General features: G+C 43.7%; 18 protein-coding genes. 6 read left to right on the top strand and 12 right to left on the bottom strand.

Annotated features, from left to right (window positions below; all coding sequences use genetic code 11):
* Positions 1–20: 20 nt before the first annotated feature.
* Positions 21–893, bottom strand: a complete 873-nt coding sequence (locus AC52PS_RS07945; RefSeq protein WP_495562515.1) for a class I SAM-dependent methyltransferase — start codon at positions 891–893, stop codon at positions 21–23.
* A 121-nt stretch (positions 894–1014) separates the two neighbouring features.
* Between AC52PS_RS07945 and AC52PS_RS07940 the strand changes: the two genes are divergently transcribed.
* A complete protein-coding gene (locus tag AC52PS_RS07940) occupies positions 1015–2097 on the top strand; it encodes a GNAT family N-acetyltransferase (protein ID WP_495562514.1) in 1083 nt (360 codons plus the stop codon).
* Positions 2098–2221: 124 nt separating this feature from the next.
* Here AC52PS_RS07940 and AC52PS_RS07935 read toward each other — a convergent pair whose 3' ends face one another.
* A complete protein-coding gene (locus tag AC52PS_RS07935) occupies positions 2222–4093 on the bottom strand; it encodes a hypothetical protein (RefSeq protein ID WP_495562513.1) in 1872 nt (623 codons plus the stop codon).
* 110 nt (positions 4094–4203) lie between these two features.
* Here AC52PS_RS07935 and AC52PS_RS07930 point away from each other — a divergent pair, with 110 nt between their 5' ends.
* From AC52PS_RS07930 to AC52PS_RS07915, 4 genes are read left to right on the top strand one after another with little or no spacing between them, the layout of a single operon-like run.
* The gene (locus AC52PS_RS07930; RefSeq protein ID WP_495562512.1) at positions 4204–4914 is read left to right on the top strand and encodes a hypothetical protein; all 711 of its coding nucleotides are present in this window, start codon (positions 4204–4206) and stop codon (positions 4912–4914) included.
* Positions 4915–4937: 23 nt separating this feature from the next.
* The gene (locus tag AC52PS_RS07925; protein ID WP_495562511.1) at positions 4938–5849 is read left to right on the top strand and encodes a metallophosphoesterase; all 912 of its coding nucleotides are present in this window, start codon (positions 4938–4940) and stop codon (positions 5847–5849) included.
* Positions 5833–6768: a hypothetical protein gene (locus AC52PS_RS07920; protein ID WP_495562510.1), complete on the top strand. Its 936-nt coding sequence runs from the start codon at positions 5833–5835 to the stop codon at positions 6766–6768. Before AC52PS_RS07925 ends, AC52PS_RS07920 begins: the two co-directional genes overlap by 17 nt.
* Positions 6769–8715, top strand: a complete 1947-nt coding sequence (locus tag AC52PS_RS07915; RefSeq protein ID WP_495562509.1) for a hypothetical protein — start codon at positions 6769–6771, stop codon at positions 8713–8715.
* Positions 8716–8803: 88 nt separating this feature from the next.
* On the opposite strand, the gene AC52PS_RS07910 is transcribed toward AC52PS_RS07915, so the two are convergent.
* The 3 genes from AC52PS_RS07910 to AC52PS_RS07900 form a co-directional block, all read right to left on the bottom strand.
* Positions 8804–9496: a hypothetical protein gene (locus AC52PS_RS07910; protein WP_495562508.1), complete on the bottom strand. Its 693-nt coding sequence runs from the start codon at positions 9494–9496 to the stop codon at positions 8804–8806.
* A gap of 97 nt (positions 9497–9593) precedes the next feature.
* On the bottom strand, positions 9594–10340 hold the full coding sequence (locus AC52PS_RS07905; protein ID WP_495562507.1) for a hypothetical protein: 747 nt from the start codon (positions 10338–10340) through the stop codon (positions 9594–9596).
* Positions 10341–10367: 27 nt separating this feature from the next.
* Positions 10368–11063, bottom strand: coding sequence for a hypothetical protein (locus AC52PS_RS07900; RefSeq protein ID WP_495562506.1), 696 nt, complete (start codon positions 11061–11063; stop codon positions 10368–10370).
* Positions 11064–11341: 278 nt separating this feature from the next.
* Here AC52PS_RS07900 and AC52PS_RS07895 point away from each other — a divergent pair, with 278 nt between their 5' ends.
* Complete coding sequence (locus AC52PS_RS07895) at positions 11342–11614, top strand: hypothetical protein (protein WP_495562505.1); 273 nt, start codon at positions 11342–11344, stop codon at positions 11612–11614.
* Here AC52PS_RS07895 and AC52PS_RS07890 read toward each other — a convergent pair.
* From AC52PS_RS07890 to AC52PS_RS07860, 7 genes are all read right to left on the bottom strand, one after another.
* Positions 11567–12925, bottom strand: coding sequence for a pectate lyase family protein (locus tag AC52PS_RS07890; RefSeq protein WP_495562504.1), 1359 nt, complete (start codon positions 12923–12925; stop codon positions 11567–11569). The two genes, AC52PS_RS07895 and AC52PS_RS07890, sit on opposite strands and share 48 nt — an antisense overlap.
* Positions 12926–13260: 335 nt before the next feature.
* Positions 13261–13482, bottom strand: a complete 222-nt coding sequence (locus AC52PS_RS07885; protein ID WP_495562503.1) for a hypothetical protein — start codon at positions 13480–13482, stop codon at positions 13261–13263.
* A 152-nt stretch (positions 13483–13634) separates the two neighbouring features.
* Positions 13635–14684 (bottom strand): hypothetical protein, encoded by a 1050-nt coding sequence (locus tag AC52PS_RS07880; protein ID WP_495562502.1) that lies wholly within the window; start codon positions 14682–14684, stop codon positions 13635–13637.
* 149 nt (positions 14685–14833) lie between these two features.
* Positions 14834–15001 carry a type II toxin-antitoxin system RelE family toxin gene (locus tag AC52PS_RS07875; protein ID WP_495562539.1) on the bottom strand — a complete coding sequence of 56 codons (168 nt, stop codon included), beginning with the start codon at positions 14999–15001 and terminating at the stop codon, positions 14834–14836.
* Positions 15002–15101: 100 nt separating this feature from the next.
* A complete protein-coding gene (locus tag AC52PS_RS07870; RefSeq protein WP_495562501.1) occupies positions 15102–15344 on the bottom strand; it encodes a CopG family transcriptional regulator in 243 nt (80 codons plus the stop codon).
* A gap of 59 nt (positions 15345–15403) precedes the next feature.
* On the bottom strand, positions 15404–15640 hold the full coding sequence (locus tag AC52PS_RS07865) for a DUF3795 domain-containing protein (RefSeq protein WP_495562538.1): 237 nt from the start codon (positions 15638–15640) through the stop codon (positions 15404–15406).
* Positions 15641–15928: 288 nt separating this feature from the next.
* Positions 15929–16030: a transposase gene (locus AC52PS_RS07860; protein WP_495562537.1), complete on the bottom strand. Its 102-nt coding sequence runs from the start codon at positions 16028–16030 to the stop codon at positions 15929–15931.
* Positions 16031–16040: the final 10 nt, after the last annotated feature.

Raw genomic sequence — 16040 nt, 5'->3', positions numbered from 1 at the left:
GCCAGCTTGCTCATTCTATTTTACCCCGCAGCCGTTTTCCTGGCCACATAAAACCCGTAGCCCACAAAATCACTGTATTGTTTATAGAGTCGGATCTCCTCTTTTTCCGCTTCCACCTGACGTCTGGCTCCTTGGGAGTAATCGTGTCGTTGAAGAAAACGTTCGAACCGATCCTCCATGGGAGTGTAGTAAGAGTCCAGCCAGCTGGCTTGTGGCAGAAAAAAGAATCCGACAGGTGTAAATCCGTTGTCCTCCAGAACCCGTATTTTCCCTGACGCAGTATCAATTTCCGGATACTCTCTATTCCAGTGATCTCTTATTTCCTCTGGCCGTTTGTCCGTTTTCCAGGTGATTTCACTCACTGCAAGATAGCCCCCGGGTTTAAGAAATCTCCTCCATTTTTTCACCCCGTTTTCGAATCCCATGCTGTAGATGGCTCCTTCAGACCAGATCAGGTCAAACTCATGCTCGGAAAATCCCGGGGCATTCATGTCGGCTTCCCGGGTTTCAATAGCCGCCTGAAGTGCGCAGCTTTCTGCCCTCTGCATCAGTTTGGCCAGAAATGCAGGGAAAAGATCAACGGCTGTGATGCTGCCCCTCAGATTCTGTGCCAGGGTGATGGTCTGGGCTCCGGTTCCGCATCCCATGTCCACCACCCTCAAAGGAGTATCTCCTGAGGTATCCACAAAACTGAGGGCCTTAAGAGTGTCCTTCTCGCTACCGGGACCTTGCCTATCTCCCTCCAGATGAAAATCCAGTAATAGATTCAGATCGTTCATTATGTTATCTCCACTCGAATATATGTCATCTACACTCCAATATAATTGCTGCTGAACATCAATTTCTGCGGATAACTTGGCCTTGTTCCGGTTCTCCGCTGTCAGTATTTTCATGCACAGTGTAAGCTGACAAACAGTATATCCCAGGAGTAGATTTCCAAACACCGGCATATCTGCAATGCATAAAAAAATTGCCTTTTCCCGGGCGAATGCTATCTTTTCAGAAGGAGTAAGCATGATTTTTACGAAAGTATCCACGGAAGAGGAATCGAAGGAAGTCGCTGCCCTTGGCCGGAAGGTTTTTGGTCCGGGGAGCGGCCTTATTGTCCCTTCAAGACCTGCATGGGCCATATACGCACGGAACGATGCCGGAGATATGGTCGGGGGAGTGATCCTCAAACGAATCGGGAAAAAAGCCGGGATGATTGATTTCATTTTTGTAGATGCTGCCGGCCGGGGACAGGGGCTGGGGCCTGAGCTTCTGAGTCAGGGGCTTGAAGAGTTGGTTTCAGCCGGCTGTGATGATCAGTTAGCGCTCATCCGGGACGATAACACCCCGTCATGGAATATGTTCGCCAGGCAGGGATTCTCAATTCCCTCATGGTTCCGTGGGGTATATCCCTATTCACTGTTTGGTTTTCTGTACCTATTTTTTATTACCTTCGCCAACACAGGCTACAGCCTGTGGCTTCGCAGCGAAACACCCAATACTTCTCCTTCCAACGCCCCTTCCGCTTCCCTGGATGAAACATCGATACATCGCCACAGCCCGGTCCGGGGTATCCTGATCAGTCTCCTAATTTCCACTATTGCCGCCGCAGGCGTGGGACGATTCGGTCAAGCAGGATGGTTGTGGTTGATATCGGCGGCAACGATGATCATTGGGACCAGTCTGTTGCGAATTCTGTTCAGCTACCCTTTCGCCCGGGGGTACGGAAAATTGCGATTTCAGAACGCCCACGGCGGCGGTCCCTGGTCCATCGGGCTCGCTCTCTTAGGTGCCTGGTGGCCCCATTTCGGCATGTGGGTTCCCCGGAAAAAGCTGTGGCATTATTCCCGCTTCAAAGCATACGAAGGCCGGGCGGCGTTTGCCGCATGGATTGCCACCCTGGCGGTTTACACCTCGACGTTCATCCTGCCCTGGACCGGCATTGCAGAAGGACTTCGGATGCTCTTTACCCCGGCGTTGATTTATCAGGCGCTGCCGTTTATTCCCTTCGAGGGCATGGACGGGTACCGGGTTTTCAAATGGAATCGCTGGTGCTACGCTGCAGGGCTGCTGCTCACCATCGGGTTGTACGGGCTTCGATTCTTCTAGTTTCCCGAGCATTTTAAGGCGTTGTGCTCAATAACCGGGGAGGGGATACTTCTGTCCTATATCTGGAAAACCAGTTGTTATCCGGTATCTTTCTAAAATTAATGTTGAAAGATGCTCTGCTGTGTTACTCGGTTTGAAAAACCAAAATAATTTGGTTAGGAAAAACCATATCGATGTCTTCAATTTCGGGATTCAAGCTCAGGATATGTCGCTCGAAGTTTATATATGGTGTCATAGGAAAATCATATCGAGAACCTTCAGGATTACGAAGCAGATATTGATGCAGATCCCAAAGAGACTGACCGGAACCGACCTGCCAGGTTAGTTGCTCACCCCTCTCTTCGAGATAAATATCATTTTGTCCGGCATTGGGGTTTTCCTGTGCTGCTGTGGGGCTTTCTTGCCGGATAGACTGGGACTCAATATTGGGAGGGCTGGAGTTTAATGTTTCCGTATTCGGGGTATCGGTGTCGACGGTGCGTCCTATGGGTTCTTCAATGGTGTTTTCTCCTAAGAAACCGATGTTAGACCAAAGAATCAGTCCTGCACCCAGCAATACGACAGCGAATATACTAAAAAGGACCGTGTACTTTCCGATTGCTCGCAATTTCGCGGGTGGACTCGTATTTTTCGTGGATAGTGTTTCGTTTGGACGCACATCGAGATGCCGGTATACAGATTGTTTCGCCAGCTCAGCTGATTTCTGATCCGGGAGAGCCTGGTGTTCGGGTTGATCTTCAATTGGCATCTCTTCACCGAGGGCTGATAGTATTCCTTTCATCCCCTTGCGCCTCTTGGATAACTCTATTCTCCAGGAATCTTGTGTCAACTCTTCGCTATTCTGTGGATCTTTTTCAGGATTGTGGACATCAATATTCGCTGTCGAAGTATCATCTCCAACAGCTGTATCGATGCCCGCATTGTCGGGTGTATGTTGATTTTCTACAGAGGCTTCTTGAGCCTCACTTTGTGGCTCTACATCAGATGGTTCGCCCATGGCTGCCGGATCGGCATCATCTCCGTCAGGTAACGATAATTTCGATTGATCCCCCTGGATTTCAGAAACTGCTGTAGTTTCTATTTGTGCATTTTCGTCTTGTGGTTTTAATGCATGATCCTGTTGTCGTGCCATAGCCTGCTCGTTAATTGGGTCATCGGTTTCATCACTAGGGCTATCTACCGGACCAGGATTCTTCCCTTGCGTTTTGTCTGCTCCATCCCGGGGAGAGAGTTTCGGTCTATTGTCAGGTGCAGCTATATTGTGAAGCATGGCTCCATTTTGGCCGGCTACGGGTAATTCCGGGGAATCCTTTGCTGCTGTGTTCGAGATAGGCGGCGTCGGGGCCCGTCGGATTATCTCTCTGGGATCTTCAAAGGCACCGGCGTCTCCATCGGCTATTCTCTGCAGAGATGTTTCCAGACTATCGAGATACGATTGAACTTCGGTCATAACGATATCAGGAAGCTCAATCTCCATCATCATGAGTAGTAAAGACAAGACTGCCCGATTTTTATCATCAAGCCCGACACGATTATATAAAAGCGAGAAGAATATTGCGGTATCCATCGGAGGTTGTTTTGATTCTATCTCTTTCAAACCGACTACGTATCGAACCGCACGCAAAAGGGAAAAGTAATGGCGGCCAACCAGCTCATGCATAACAGAAGACGATATGGGATATTCACCATCAAAAAGCTTAGACAACAGATAGCTGACATCCATCTCATCAAGTTTTCCGTTTAATGTGCGATACATAAAATCGAGAAGAGCCGATGGCCGGGCGCCAAACTCCCTCAAAAGGATCAGGCATATAATAAAATGTTCCTTCTCAGCGGGAATTGTATGGTGATTAATGGTGATCCAATCAATCAATTCATGACGGTCAGAATCATCGAGTGCTTCAATAAAATTTAAAAGGCGTGTATCGGTTTGCGCAACCCAGCGGTTTATTCGTGCATAAGCAAAGAGTTCATTAAGGGGCTTTAGCCATTCCATACCATAAATATAGATCAGAAAACCCGGTGAATACAAAAAAACTTAGGTTTTTCATCAATTCTGCCGAAAATATTAAAAGGAAAGTAGGCTTACAACATAAGAGGACAGAAATGGCTGAGGGATATTATACATCACCTGAAAGTGAGATTATACAAAATAACCGCCAGATCATTCTCGATGGTATTTTTGGCAGCAATAACCCTATACAAGTCGGATCGAGCATGGCGTTTGCCAAATATCTCAGCCATGTGGGAATTACCTCAAAGAATTACTATCTATTTCTTAAATTAATAGAAACGAATAACCGTTGGATTGTGGACGAATTGCTTGCGGACCGCGATCCTCGCCTCCTATTCACCACAATCCGACCAAATCTACAACTAATAACCAGGGCCTTCGTTCTGCTGTCCGCCTGGCATCCAGGACAGATTTACGAAAAAGTCATCCTTTCGGTCCTGGGCATTATTGAATATTCCTACTACAAACCCGATGACGGCTATGATATTTATGCCATTTCAATAACCGATCTTCAAAATATGGGAAAATTCCTCAATACGGAACGAGATCAATTTGATAATATTAATGAAACTCTTCTTGAAATTCTCGATCGGATCGCAAGGTTGGGGGAGTATCATCAGACGCAGCATAAACTCACCATATCGAAGCAAGCTTTTAACATCCGAGATGCATATTTCGATAATACCAAACAATTAACAGATACAATTCCTAAGGTCTTGATGGTTCGGATTATGAGAGAAGATCGAGAAGTAAAACCTTCACCGGAATTCATTGATTTTGCTCGTAAGATTTCAGAAACTTAAGGTAGTAAGGAAGATCGTTAATCATGAATACGAAAGAAATTCTTCAGGCCAGCAAAATCCTGGCAGACCACCCATCTCGTCCTAGCAATAGTCAGGGGCGCCCTGGCGGTTTAATCGATGTTTCGGATTACGATGGGAAAACCATTGTTGTCGGTGACATTCACGGCAGTATAGAGAATCTAAATGCTATAGTCGCTCATGAGGGAAACGATAAAGATCTTTCCGCAAAGCGTACCCAAATGATTTTGGTCGGCGATGTGGTCCACAACGATCAAGTTGGGCAAATGTTGGAAATGGAGTCATCCCTCCAAACCTTGGAACGAGTAGTTGAATTAATCCTTGAGTTCGGTCATCAAATCATTTATTTACGAGGTAATCACGATACATTTGACGAGCGACTTGCGAAAAGCGCAATAAAGCAGGGGCTCGAATTTAAAAAATACATTACGGCGCAGCGAGGGCTTGAATATCTAGAGTCAGTTGATAGACTGTTTAACGGATTGCCGATGTTCGTAATCGGAAACGGATTTGTTGTAACTCACGCTGGACCAGTTCGCAATGGCGCAACCCGTCAGGAAATTATCGACGTTCACGACAATCAGGATTATTATCACCAGCTCATGTGGAACCGTCTTCAGGAATTCCGCGGTGGTGCTCGCAGCCTCAAGGAGTATGATGAAGAAGATCTTCGCAACATGCTGCGGAAAATGAAGCTCGACGAAATGACTCCATTTATCGTTGGCCACAATCCAATGTGGCAGACCGGCAACAAAACAGGGATCTGGCGAGATATAATCGGAATCAAGGGTCACTATATTTTATATTGTAATATTGGCACCGATGGACCCTATTTACTGATCCACCAAGGGGAGATAACCTCCAAATTCGCCGTAACCAAAAAAACACAGGAGACATGGTATGTCGGAAAAAGATGACAACATGCTTATTGCTGACACAATAAAAGATGCGGCTGTCCGAAAGTTTCTGTACCTGGATAAGACACTTTTCAGCCTGATCGATGAGCTAAGCACAATCAAATTCTCCGACATTGGAGACGATGCCCTTGTTCCATTCAATGCAAAGATCAGAGGATATACGGGGGCCCGTGATGAAGAAGGAAACGAATGGCTACTCAAGGAAATCCCTAAAAAAGAAGCCCGAGAACATAAGATTCAGGAAATTGCGTACTATTTCGATTTTGTCATGAAAACTCCCGCAGCGCCGACCATTGTGTATCAAAAGGACGGAAAAACCTTCCGAGCCACCAAACACATAAGCAGCGCTATGCAGATTTCCAGTTATAACTATCTAGAAAATCCATTTCTGAAGATGATTGCCAATGATCTAATTAATCGCTGGTTGTTTTTTGATGAGGACCGTAATCCAAATAATTACCTTGTGAAACACGACAGCGATACAAACCCATATATCATAGTAATCGACTATAATAAGGCGGATTTAGAAACCCCCGGAATGAAAATTTCTGGGACAGATGATAAATTCGGCTGGCATCGAGAGGAAAAAACACGTTTTCTCACTCTTTTGAAACCGGAAAACTTCCAAAAGCTTAGCATTGGTGACTTCGAACAGCGTCTTCAGATCATGATGCAGCATGACGATGATTGGATTCGCAGTTTCTGCCGCAAGGTATTTTCAAGCTCAGTTATACCACAAGCTGATGTTCAGTCACTCAGCGAGGAAATCAGTCAAAACCTTATAGAACGGCGAAATTATCTTAATACATATTTTCGGAAGTGGTTTCAAACCCGTAATCTCGAAGCGGAGAAAGAGATAGATGACCGTTATGCGGGTTTAGGACAATCTTTTCTTGATTATTATAAGCGGAAAACATAAATGGGCAAAACGGTATCAAAAAACACGAATGTCAATAATTGCTACCTCTTAGAACGACGGGTCGCTTCAAACGATGTTTATTCATTATGGCTGGCTAAAGCAATATTTTCTCCGAATATGTTTAATCTTCAATTCATGGAGCGTGGTGTACATAGCTTTAACCAATCTGAGGTACATTCTCTTCAGCTTAAGCTGCGGGAATCTCTTAAGCGAGGATCCATCCACCTCATGATTCCCATAGAATTCGGACCTTTTGAAGATCGCCTGTACTTTGCCAGTCAGGTTATTGAAGGTATGAGTTTGTCGGAGGTATCAGCTAAGAATCCTAAACTGAGTTTCAGCGATAACCTCATGCTGCTTTCCCAATTGGTTGAGGCCCTTCATGAGCTGGAATCAGTAGGGCTATCCCATGGCATGCTCAATCCCGAAAGCATACTGATTCCCAGTTCAGGTTTGTCAAATAGTGGTCTGAAGCTAAGCCTGATTGGACCAGGGCTTTTACATGAACAAAATTGGCGGGACGATCTGCCTGAATCTATCGCAAGGTACTTGCCAGAGCCTGGCTTAACACCCGTACAGCGGGACATCTATTCTCTGGCCGTAATTATTCAATCCTTTTGTGAAGAAACCGATGAAGATTACCCGCTAAAACACCAAAAACTCCTTCGCTATCTCGAGGATCTTAAGAAAAACTGTAGGCAATTCAATCATTTCTCTGAAGTGAGTTTTGACTTTTACCGCTTGTATAGCGCACAGGAAAGTCATTCGATTTATCATGAGCATGCCGATGCTCTGGCGGAACGGGGAAATACCAGCTTTATTAACCTGTCCACCGAAATCAAAGAGGAAGTTGAAGATCTGGAAGACTTGTCTGAAAACGTCATTGTGTATCAAAAAAATATGCCTCGCTACGCACAAGGCTTGGAAAAGTCAGAATGGTTGGACCATAGCGGAGAACCAGAATATCACCAAGTCAAGAAACCTGCAGATGAAACCGATAATGCACAAGCCGTTTCCAGACCGCCGTCCGACGATACCAAATCAGCTGATCGACGTGAAGAACCAGACATTACACACCGGAAGCGGGGAAGAGCTTCTCAATTGGTTAGGCGAACCATCGATTTCTTCAAAAGGCTATTTCAGATCGGTCATCGATCGAGAAGCGACCAAACGTCACCGGCGGATGCCAGCATAGAAAAGACACACAATACAATCCCAGCAGGCAAACAAACTGACGAATCAATCACTCTTGTGGATAACCACGAGGAGAATCAGGACACCTCAGCTTCAACAGAAATATCCAGTGATGAAACGAAATCTATTCTCGATGAACCAGAAGAACGGGACGATGAATATCGAACCGACCAGATAGAGGTTGAAGAACATTTTCAATCGTATGATCGCAGTGCGACAGATTTTATTTTCCACACATCCGACTCTGATGGCATCCATGATTCCAGCGATTCGCAACGAGCGTTAGCAGAGCGTGAGGCTGATCGGAAAACCCAGATCACCTCCAATACATCTCGTTCAACAGCTCTGAATCAGGATGAAAATTCCATCGCGAACCGCAAAGGAAATTTCGATGATTCTCTTGCAGGCAGTACTGAAGAACCTGTGGATAGAGAAAAATTAGATCTAACCAAGCGAAATAGAAATGAATCTGTGGAGAACCAGGAATCTCCTTCGGAACAGGATCTAATATCCGATTCCACAATTCCAGAAAAATACGACACTTCAGCAAGATCCGATGATTCTCTAACAATCCAGAGCGATACTGCGGAAACTCTACCCCAGAGCGAGCCTGCGCGTAAGCAAACCGGGAATCTATCATCGGATAATGCTATAAAACGGCATGACGATTCATCTTCGGAAAGCAGCAAGCAGCGCTTGCGTCGGAGCTTCTTTCAACGTCTCCTTGATTTTTTCAAGCGATTCTATTCTTGATCCCTACTAAACGATGTGATTAATGAAAAACCCGACCTGCAAGTATGCCAAGCCGGGTTTTTAGAGTCGATCTCTTAAGCGGGTACCGCTACTGAACCTGTACAGTTGGTTCTATTTCGGTCTCACGAAAATCTTCGATCTGGAGTAGATTATCAGGAATAGCTTCGTTGAGGGACTTGGTCATATCCAGGAATTTTCCACGAATATTATTCGCCTGACTCGCCACTGAGATGATTTTCTGGTCTTCTTCTGGCCGGCCCGGATCGACAAGGTCGGCGATCTTGTCAAGTATGAATAAGATATTTTGATTCAATGGATAAAGTTGATTTTCGCTTTCTACCAAATGTTTCCCCAAAACATTAACTTCGTTATCCGTCAATGGAAATACCCGGTATCCCTCGATGGGATTTTTATAGTTCTTCAAGATTAGACCGAGGAATACCAAGAGGCTTTTCTCGTAAATACCGCCTCGCTTCGCCCGAGCCATTGAATCAAAACATTCTTTTATGATGTAAAAGTTCGGTTGAACATCATCGAAAAAATGCACGGGATCTGCGTCTCCAATTAAGGCATCGATTACATACTCATTTTTCATTTCTATGATTCGAAGATAGAGGGGATAATTATCCGGGTGAACACCAACCATACGCATATAATGGGCAATAAGGATTGTTGCATTAACTCCTTGCACTTCATTCAATGCAAAAATTCTATTCAAGAAACTCAATTCGAGCTTATCAAGGTCTTCTTGACCCCAGCCCCTTTCTTCCCAGGTTTTCATATAACTACTCCTTCAGGCTCATATGTATTGTAGAAAAAAAAGGCGGTGCGGTTCTCACACCCACACCGCCTTTCGCGTTTTGAGGAAATACGTGCTTTTACTCGTCTGCTTCCGCATCGGCAGCGTCTGGAGCTGCTTGTCCGTCCGCTTCTTCTAGAGCTACCTGTGCCCGAGGTTCCAGCTCTGGGTCAAGATTCGGCTCGGTCTTCAACAAGACGTTGGGAATGATATCTACCAGACGTTTTGTAGAGTCAAAGAAGTTGTTCCGAATATTGTGAGCATGAACTGCAAGATCTTCCATTTCCTCGTCCTTCCCAACTCCTTCTAGAGCAGATATTTTGTCTAAGACATCTAGAATGCTCCGATTGAGTAGATCATCCTGACCTTTTTCCTCAATCAGGTGTTTTCCGAGGCTGTTTATATTCGAAATCGTTGGTTGATAGATATTATAGCCATCTAAAGGATTGTTGTAGGTTGCTTGAAAAACCCCAAGAATTATACCAAGAGTCTTGGAATAAATCTCTGCGGGATGGTATTTCGCCAAGAAACTAAAACACGTCGCAACTATGAAGAAATTCGGTTGAATCGAACTCATAAACAGAAACGGGTCGCGAGTTCCCAGCAGTGAATCGATAACATGATGGTTGCGCACCCCCAATACCTTCAAGAAAATCGGGTAATTGCTACTGGTGATACCAATGCTATTCAGATACGCCGCATAGGTCATAGCAGCCTCAACGGATTCTGTGGTACGCACGCCCATCAACCCCCGTAGGAGGTTGTATTCGATTTGTGCGATATCAGCTTTGCTCCACGTCTCTTTTTTGTCGAATAATTCTTTCATGTATTCATCTCCTTACTGATATCTCGCTTACACGAATACCTTGCCCGGTGCGATTTCCTTCGCGATGTAGTCCGATTTTACCAGCAGCACCTGTGGAATAATGTCTTCCATCTTCTTGCGTACGTCGAAGAAATAGGTACGAATGCTATTGGCTTGGCGAGACATTTGTTCTAGTTTGTCGCTCTCGGAAGTTCCTGCGAGCGAGCCGAGGCGATCAAGAATGTCAAGAATAGTCCTGTTATTCGGATCGTCCTGGCCAAGTTCCTTGTTTAGATGCTTCCCGAGATTATTCACATCGTTGATGCTTACATTGTAGGTACGATACCCATCCTTAGGCGAGCTGAACGTCGCTTGAAGGACTCCCAGTACTATAGCCAAGGTCTTAGGATAAATCCCTCCGGGATGCCAGTTGGTACAAAGTTGAAAAGCATTTAACAGCAAATAGCTGTTTGGTTGGATAGAGCTGAGAAGTAGGAATGGATCCTTGTTTCCTATCAGCGAATCAATAACCCAGTGGTTTTCCACTTCCAGTAAGCGGAGGAATAGTGGATAATTATCATTGGTCAGTCCAGAGAGCCGCAAAAACTGGGCGTAACTAATAGATGCTTCTACTGCCTCTACAGTACGTGCACCAATCATCCGCTCGATGATATTTATCTCAACCTCCATTATTGATTCTTTGCTCCACGCATCATCAATAATTTTCCTTTGTTGTTCATCCATGCAATTCCTCCTGATTCAAATCATCTGCTATTGCTGTAACAAGTAAAAGTATCGAAAACCCATGATACTTTGTCAAATTTCTAGGATAAAAAAAATAAAATTTAACTCCGAGCATCCTTCAGAATGAAAACTTGAAAGATGCTCCGATAACCTGTCGAAATCATAACGCTGTTTTCAACCCGATATCATCAGACAGATTCAAGGCCTGAGCCTTACATTCCTTACTGTAATGTGTCATCTCCATACCCGCTATTTTCGAGTATCTATACTGCACAATTATGATAACCTTTCTTATGGAAAACGGCAAAGTTATGCTCGTCCGCAGGGATACGAAAGAGAAAATTCTCATGGACGCCGACGAAGTCGCAGCGGCCATTCCCGGAATTCTGGAGGATATCCAAAACGGCTTATTCAAGAGAACGAAGCGAAAGGGAAACCTGTATTTTCTTCAGGCAGCCGGCGAAGCATATGGCGGTTTTCGCCCGGGCGTCTTAAGCCGCCGATCATCCGCCCTCGACTGTTCGAGCAAAATCGTGCAGCCACTCCTCTAAATTCGTATATCCGTCGCCGTCAGAATCCCCATTCGGTGACGCAGGCAGGGTCAGGCTACGGATGAAGGGTGTTGAGGAGGGATATCCTCCGACCTCATCCTGGCTATCGATAATTCTTCCGGTACGGGAAGAAAGATCTGAGATGATCCGCTGATCAATTGAATCGCGAGCAGAAGGATATGCACCGGAAGTATTAATGAGCTCTGCTTCAAGTACTGCCGTTGAAAGCAGTGTCATCGGCAGGATATCAACAGGTGGATTCGGAACTTTCACTTCCCGTATCGTCGGTGACGGGCTAAAGGGCACAAGGACCCCGGCATCTACAACATTATCTGCAAGAAAGAGCCTGATATCATCATTGGTCTCATTTCCCCGCCAGATATATTCGTCACCGGCAGAATCGGTTCCAGGAATAAACACGTTTTTCCGAATGGTAGAAATCGAACTGCCGGAGTTTTCCCCATCGGAAAACCCGATGCCCTGGGTGCCGCCATTATAAATAAGATTGTTCGCGATATAACTTGACGTGTCTCCTTTAAGAAGTGGGTTTCGACGCATATTGTGGGCAAATATATTTCCGATAACACTGATCCGCCGGGAATGATCGCCAATTAATAAACCTTTCGAGTGCTCGCCTTTGGGATGGAGGGATACACTTAAATTCTCGGCGATAATGTTATGAGAAAAGGTAACATCCCGAACCCCTTCATACCAGGTGCTCATGCCCTCGTCGATTGCCCAGCTTACCGAACAATGATCGATCACCACATTGAATACAGCCGTTTCTCCCCTGGGGTCTCCTACGACGGAAATACCGTCCCGGTTTTCCGGATCTTCGCCTTCGGAGGTATCCCCTGGCCTGACCCGGATATGCTGAATCAAAACATCATGAGTATGTATGACGATTCCGGCTCCCACCAGCGTGATACCTGGATCGGGAGAAGTCTGACCTGCCAGGGTGAGGTAGGGTTCGCTTACGACGATACTTTCCTCCAGTTCTATGATGCCGCCTACTTCGAACACCACCGTTCGAGATCCTTCGGCTGACAACGCCGCGGCGAGGGATCCCGGACCATCAGCATTGAGATTGCTTACAACGAAAACTGCTCCACCCCTACCGGCCCGGGTTGACGTTCCGAAACCCTGAGCACCGGGAAAAACGGCGAGTTCACCAGTCAAATCTCTGTATGGGTCGAACGGAGTCTGGACAGGAGTGAATAGACGACAGCTGAAGGCGCATAAAAGGATGATTGCTAAACCGAAATATATGAGACCCTTAAACACATCGACTAGGTTTCGTTCTCGTTTCATTGATCCTCCATCAAAAGTATAGTTCACCAATACGGACACTCCCACCAGGATTAACGCCGTAATCGCTATTGCTAACGTCGAAATTATGCGATTATCGTTGATTTTCCGCCCTTTTCCGGAGGACGCTCCGCTCCGGGAGGAGCGGCTGACTTCGTGGTACAAGCAAGATATTTGACACTACCTTACCAGTTCTTGTTCTTCAGGAAGTTGTTTCCAGATTTGAGCTGGGGATGTTCTAAGGTCCCTGACAGAAATAAATTTCATTCGAATCCTCTGATAAAATATCAGCTTATTGTCACTCAATTGTCTACAATAGAGATACAAATATTCTTTAATTAAAAACTGACCATGTTTCGACGAATGATATTTTTCCCGAGAATTAAGGATTCCTTTTGTGCTTCTACTTGTAAAATTAAGAATATCTTTTCATCAGTAAAAATTTCAGTGCGCTTCGATCCATTTACTGATTTTGAAATTTGTACTGAAACTGAAAATCTACCATTGGATAATTGCTGAGTTTTGGGTTGTAAAAGATAACCATCAAATATTTCTTTCAAATATAAACTCCAAAAAAAGTTGCAATGCTTGATATTTCTTAGATTTCAACAACGACTTGAGCCGTGAGCCGTGAGCCGTCATTGGCGCGCGTACTTGCTGGCGCAGCCAAAGCAAGGACCGTGACAGTAGGACTGGCAGTTGCATACGATTGTTATGCATATTCTTTATATTCCTTAACTACATCACGTATAAGATTTTCAATTTCGTTATATGAAAAGAGTTGAAAAGGATATTGAACCCCTCTGTTTGTATTCTTTTTGATAGAAATCAAAAAGGCAATAGCACATGATGCAGTTGCTTCGTAATCAGATTTTAATATTATACAAATATTCTTTTTAGAGGTTTTAAAAGAAAGCCCAATGGTTTCATCCATGTTTGATGACTTTCCATTGGTAAACAAACTACTTATTAGATTGTTCATATTTTCATATTTCAGTAAATTTAATAATCCTATCTTTCTTAATAGTGATATCGCTTTGTTAATTCTTTCATTCTTAAATGCAGTATAATAGTTAGACTTAATGCCACTCTTTTCTAGTATTTTTCTTTCAACGAAATCTGATAATCTTAAATCCCTTTCGTCCTTATCTGAATTACACAAAAATTTATTCTTTTTAGAAAATCCGGAAAAATTTGATATTTTATTTTCTTCCATATATTCTACATTTCTATTAAATATCTTTAGCATATCTGATACACCAGTTTTGCCATTTGAGCCATTTTTCGATTGAAGCAATCCAACATGTATGATCTCATTAGTTTCGATAGAGCAAAGATCTTTAGCAATAATTCCAGAAAGTCCTGGAAATAATCCACCAGTCAGCAATTGAATACTATCAGAATTGGTTTTTAAATTAGCAGCTCTTTCTAGAAAGTCAGAATCTACAGATAAATCAATGCTATTGATATCGTTTTTGATACAGATCTTTTGAATAAGTGGCTCTCGCTGCTGAAGAGCAATTACGACAGAACCAATATCACTTAAGCCGTTTTCTATGCTTGTATCAGATTCAATATCAATGACTCTTGTTTGTGGTTGTTTCCCATGTCTGAGTTCAATATCTTTACTTTGTTCTCTCAGTCTATATTTCTTATAATCAGATAATACAATATTGTCTATTCCAATCTTTTCAATTGCTTTTTCAACTATGAATTTTCCCAGTATTCCATTTGATCCAATTATGATTGTTTTTTCACTCAATTCTCCATCCTATTATTCTGAATATTGCTCAATACTGCATAGCGACCATTTGAGCGGCGAGCCGAAAATTGGCGCGCGTCCTTGCCGGCGCAGCCGAAGCAAGGACTGTGACAATAGGCGAATCGGTTCGAAGTCCTTGATATATGGCCCTAACTATATGCATCTTTTCGATGTTCGATATCAATAACAAACACCATGACACGTTCTTCTTCTATTTTATAGAATAGTCGGTATTTTCCTAATCGATATCGGTAATACTCCGAAAGCTCACCCTTGAGACGTTTAATATTTGGACCAAAGTATGGGTTCTTTTTCAATTGAGGATAGATATAGGAAGTGATTTTTGAATAGAGCGACTTGTATTGAGATTTCTTTATTTTCTTTTCAAATGATGCAGTTTCTGCAATCGAGAAATCGTTAGTCGACAATTCTATATTTCCCAGATTTAATCTCTGATTCTCCTTTCTTTAGTGACTTTACCAGGTCGCTATCTGTAAGAATATTTTCCATTTCTTCATCGGTGACGAAGGCTTCTTCAGAAATGTAGGACAAGGTCGCAAATTCAATAAAATTTGAGATTGATCTCCGGTCTCCTTCTGCAGCTTTTTTGAATATTGAATACGTGTCTTCATCAATTCGAATGGTTATTGTCTTGGACATTCATTCACCCTCTCTTTTATTCTATTTTATTCTAGCTGTTTATTGGTTTCAAGAGTTGATCATTTTTTGGGAATAGATAATATCTCATTTTTTGTGGATTTAAGGCGTGTATATATTTTAGTTCGTGAAGGTCGAATAATTTCATTACAAGCGTCAAGTTCAGGACAAAATGAACAATCTTCCAGTTTACGTTCGATACAACATATTTTTATTTTACACTTGGAGCAGGGTTCAAAAATGACTTCATTATTTTTACAGCCTAGACAGTTTATTTCGAATTTGGAAAAGTCTACAATGTGTGCCCATTTTTTATAGTTTCGATTCGTAAAGAATTAGCATCTTTAATTGTCGCAATATATGCTGGGCAGATACTACAGTTTTCGCCACAGTAAGCCATTCTATTTTGCATGCTTTCCTATGTCCAGATAACGAGGCTGTAGAAAAAGTCCCTGCAGCCAGCAATAATTCTACTCGGACAGGCCGTTATAGGCAAAGCATAAAATGGCCTTAGTTTAATAAAGCGACTACTCCACTCTGTGTTTCCGGATTGCACTGGGAATCTCAAGTATGCCTCTCTTTCTTTTCTACTGCCAGCACGTCTTCAGCTTTTCTATATTGTGCACCAGACAAAACAACCGCCACTGGGTATTTACTTTTGTCTTCCCTCGCACCGTGAATCGGTTCAGACCCTTGGTT

Source organism: Salinispira sp. (genome assembly GCF_059431795.1).
This window is presented reverse-complemented; position numbering and strand designations above follow the sequence as displayed.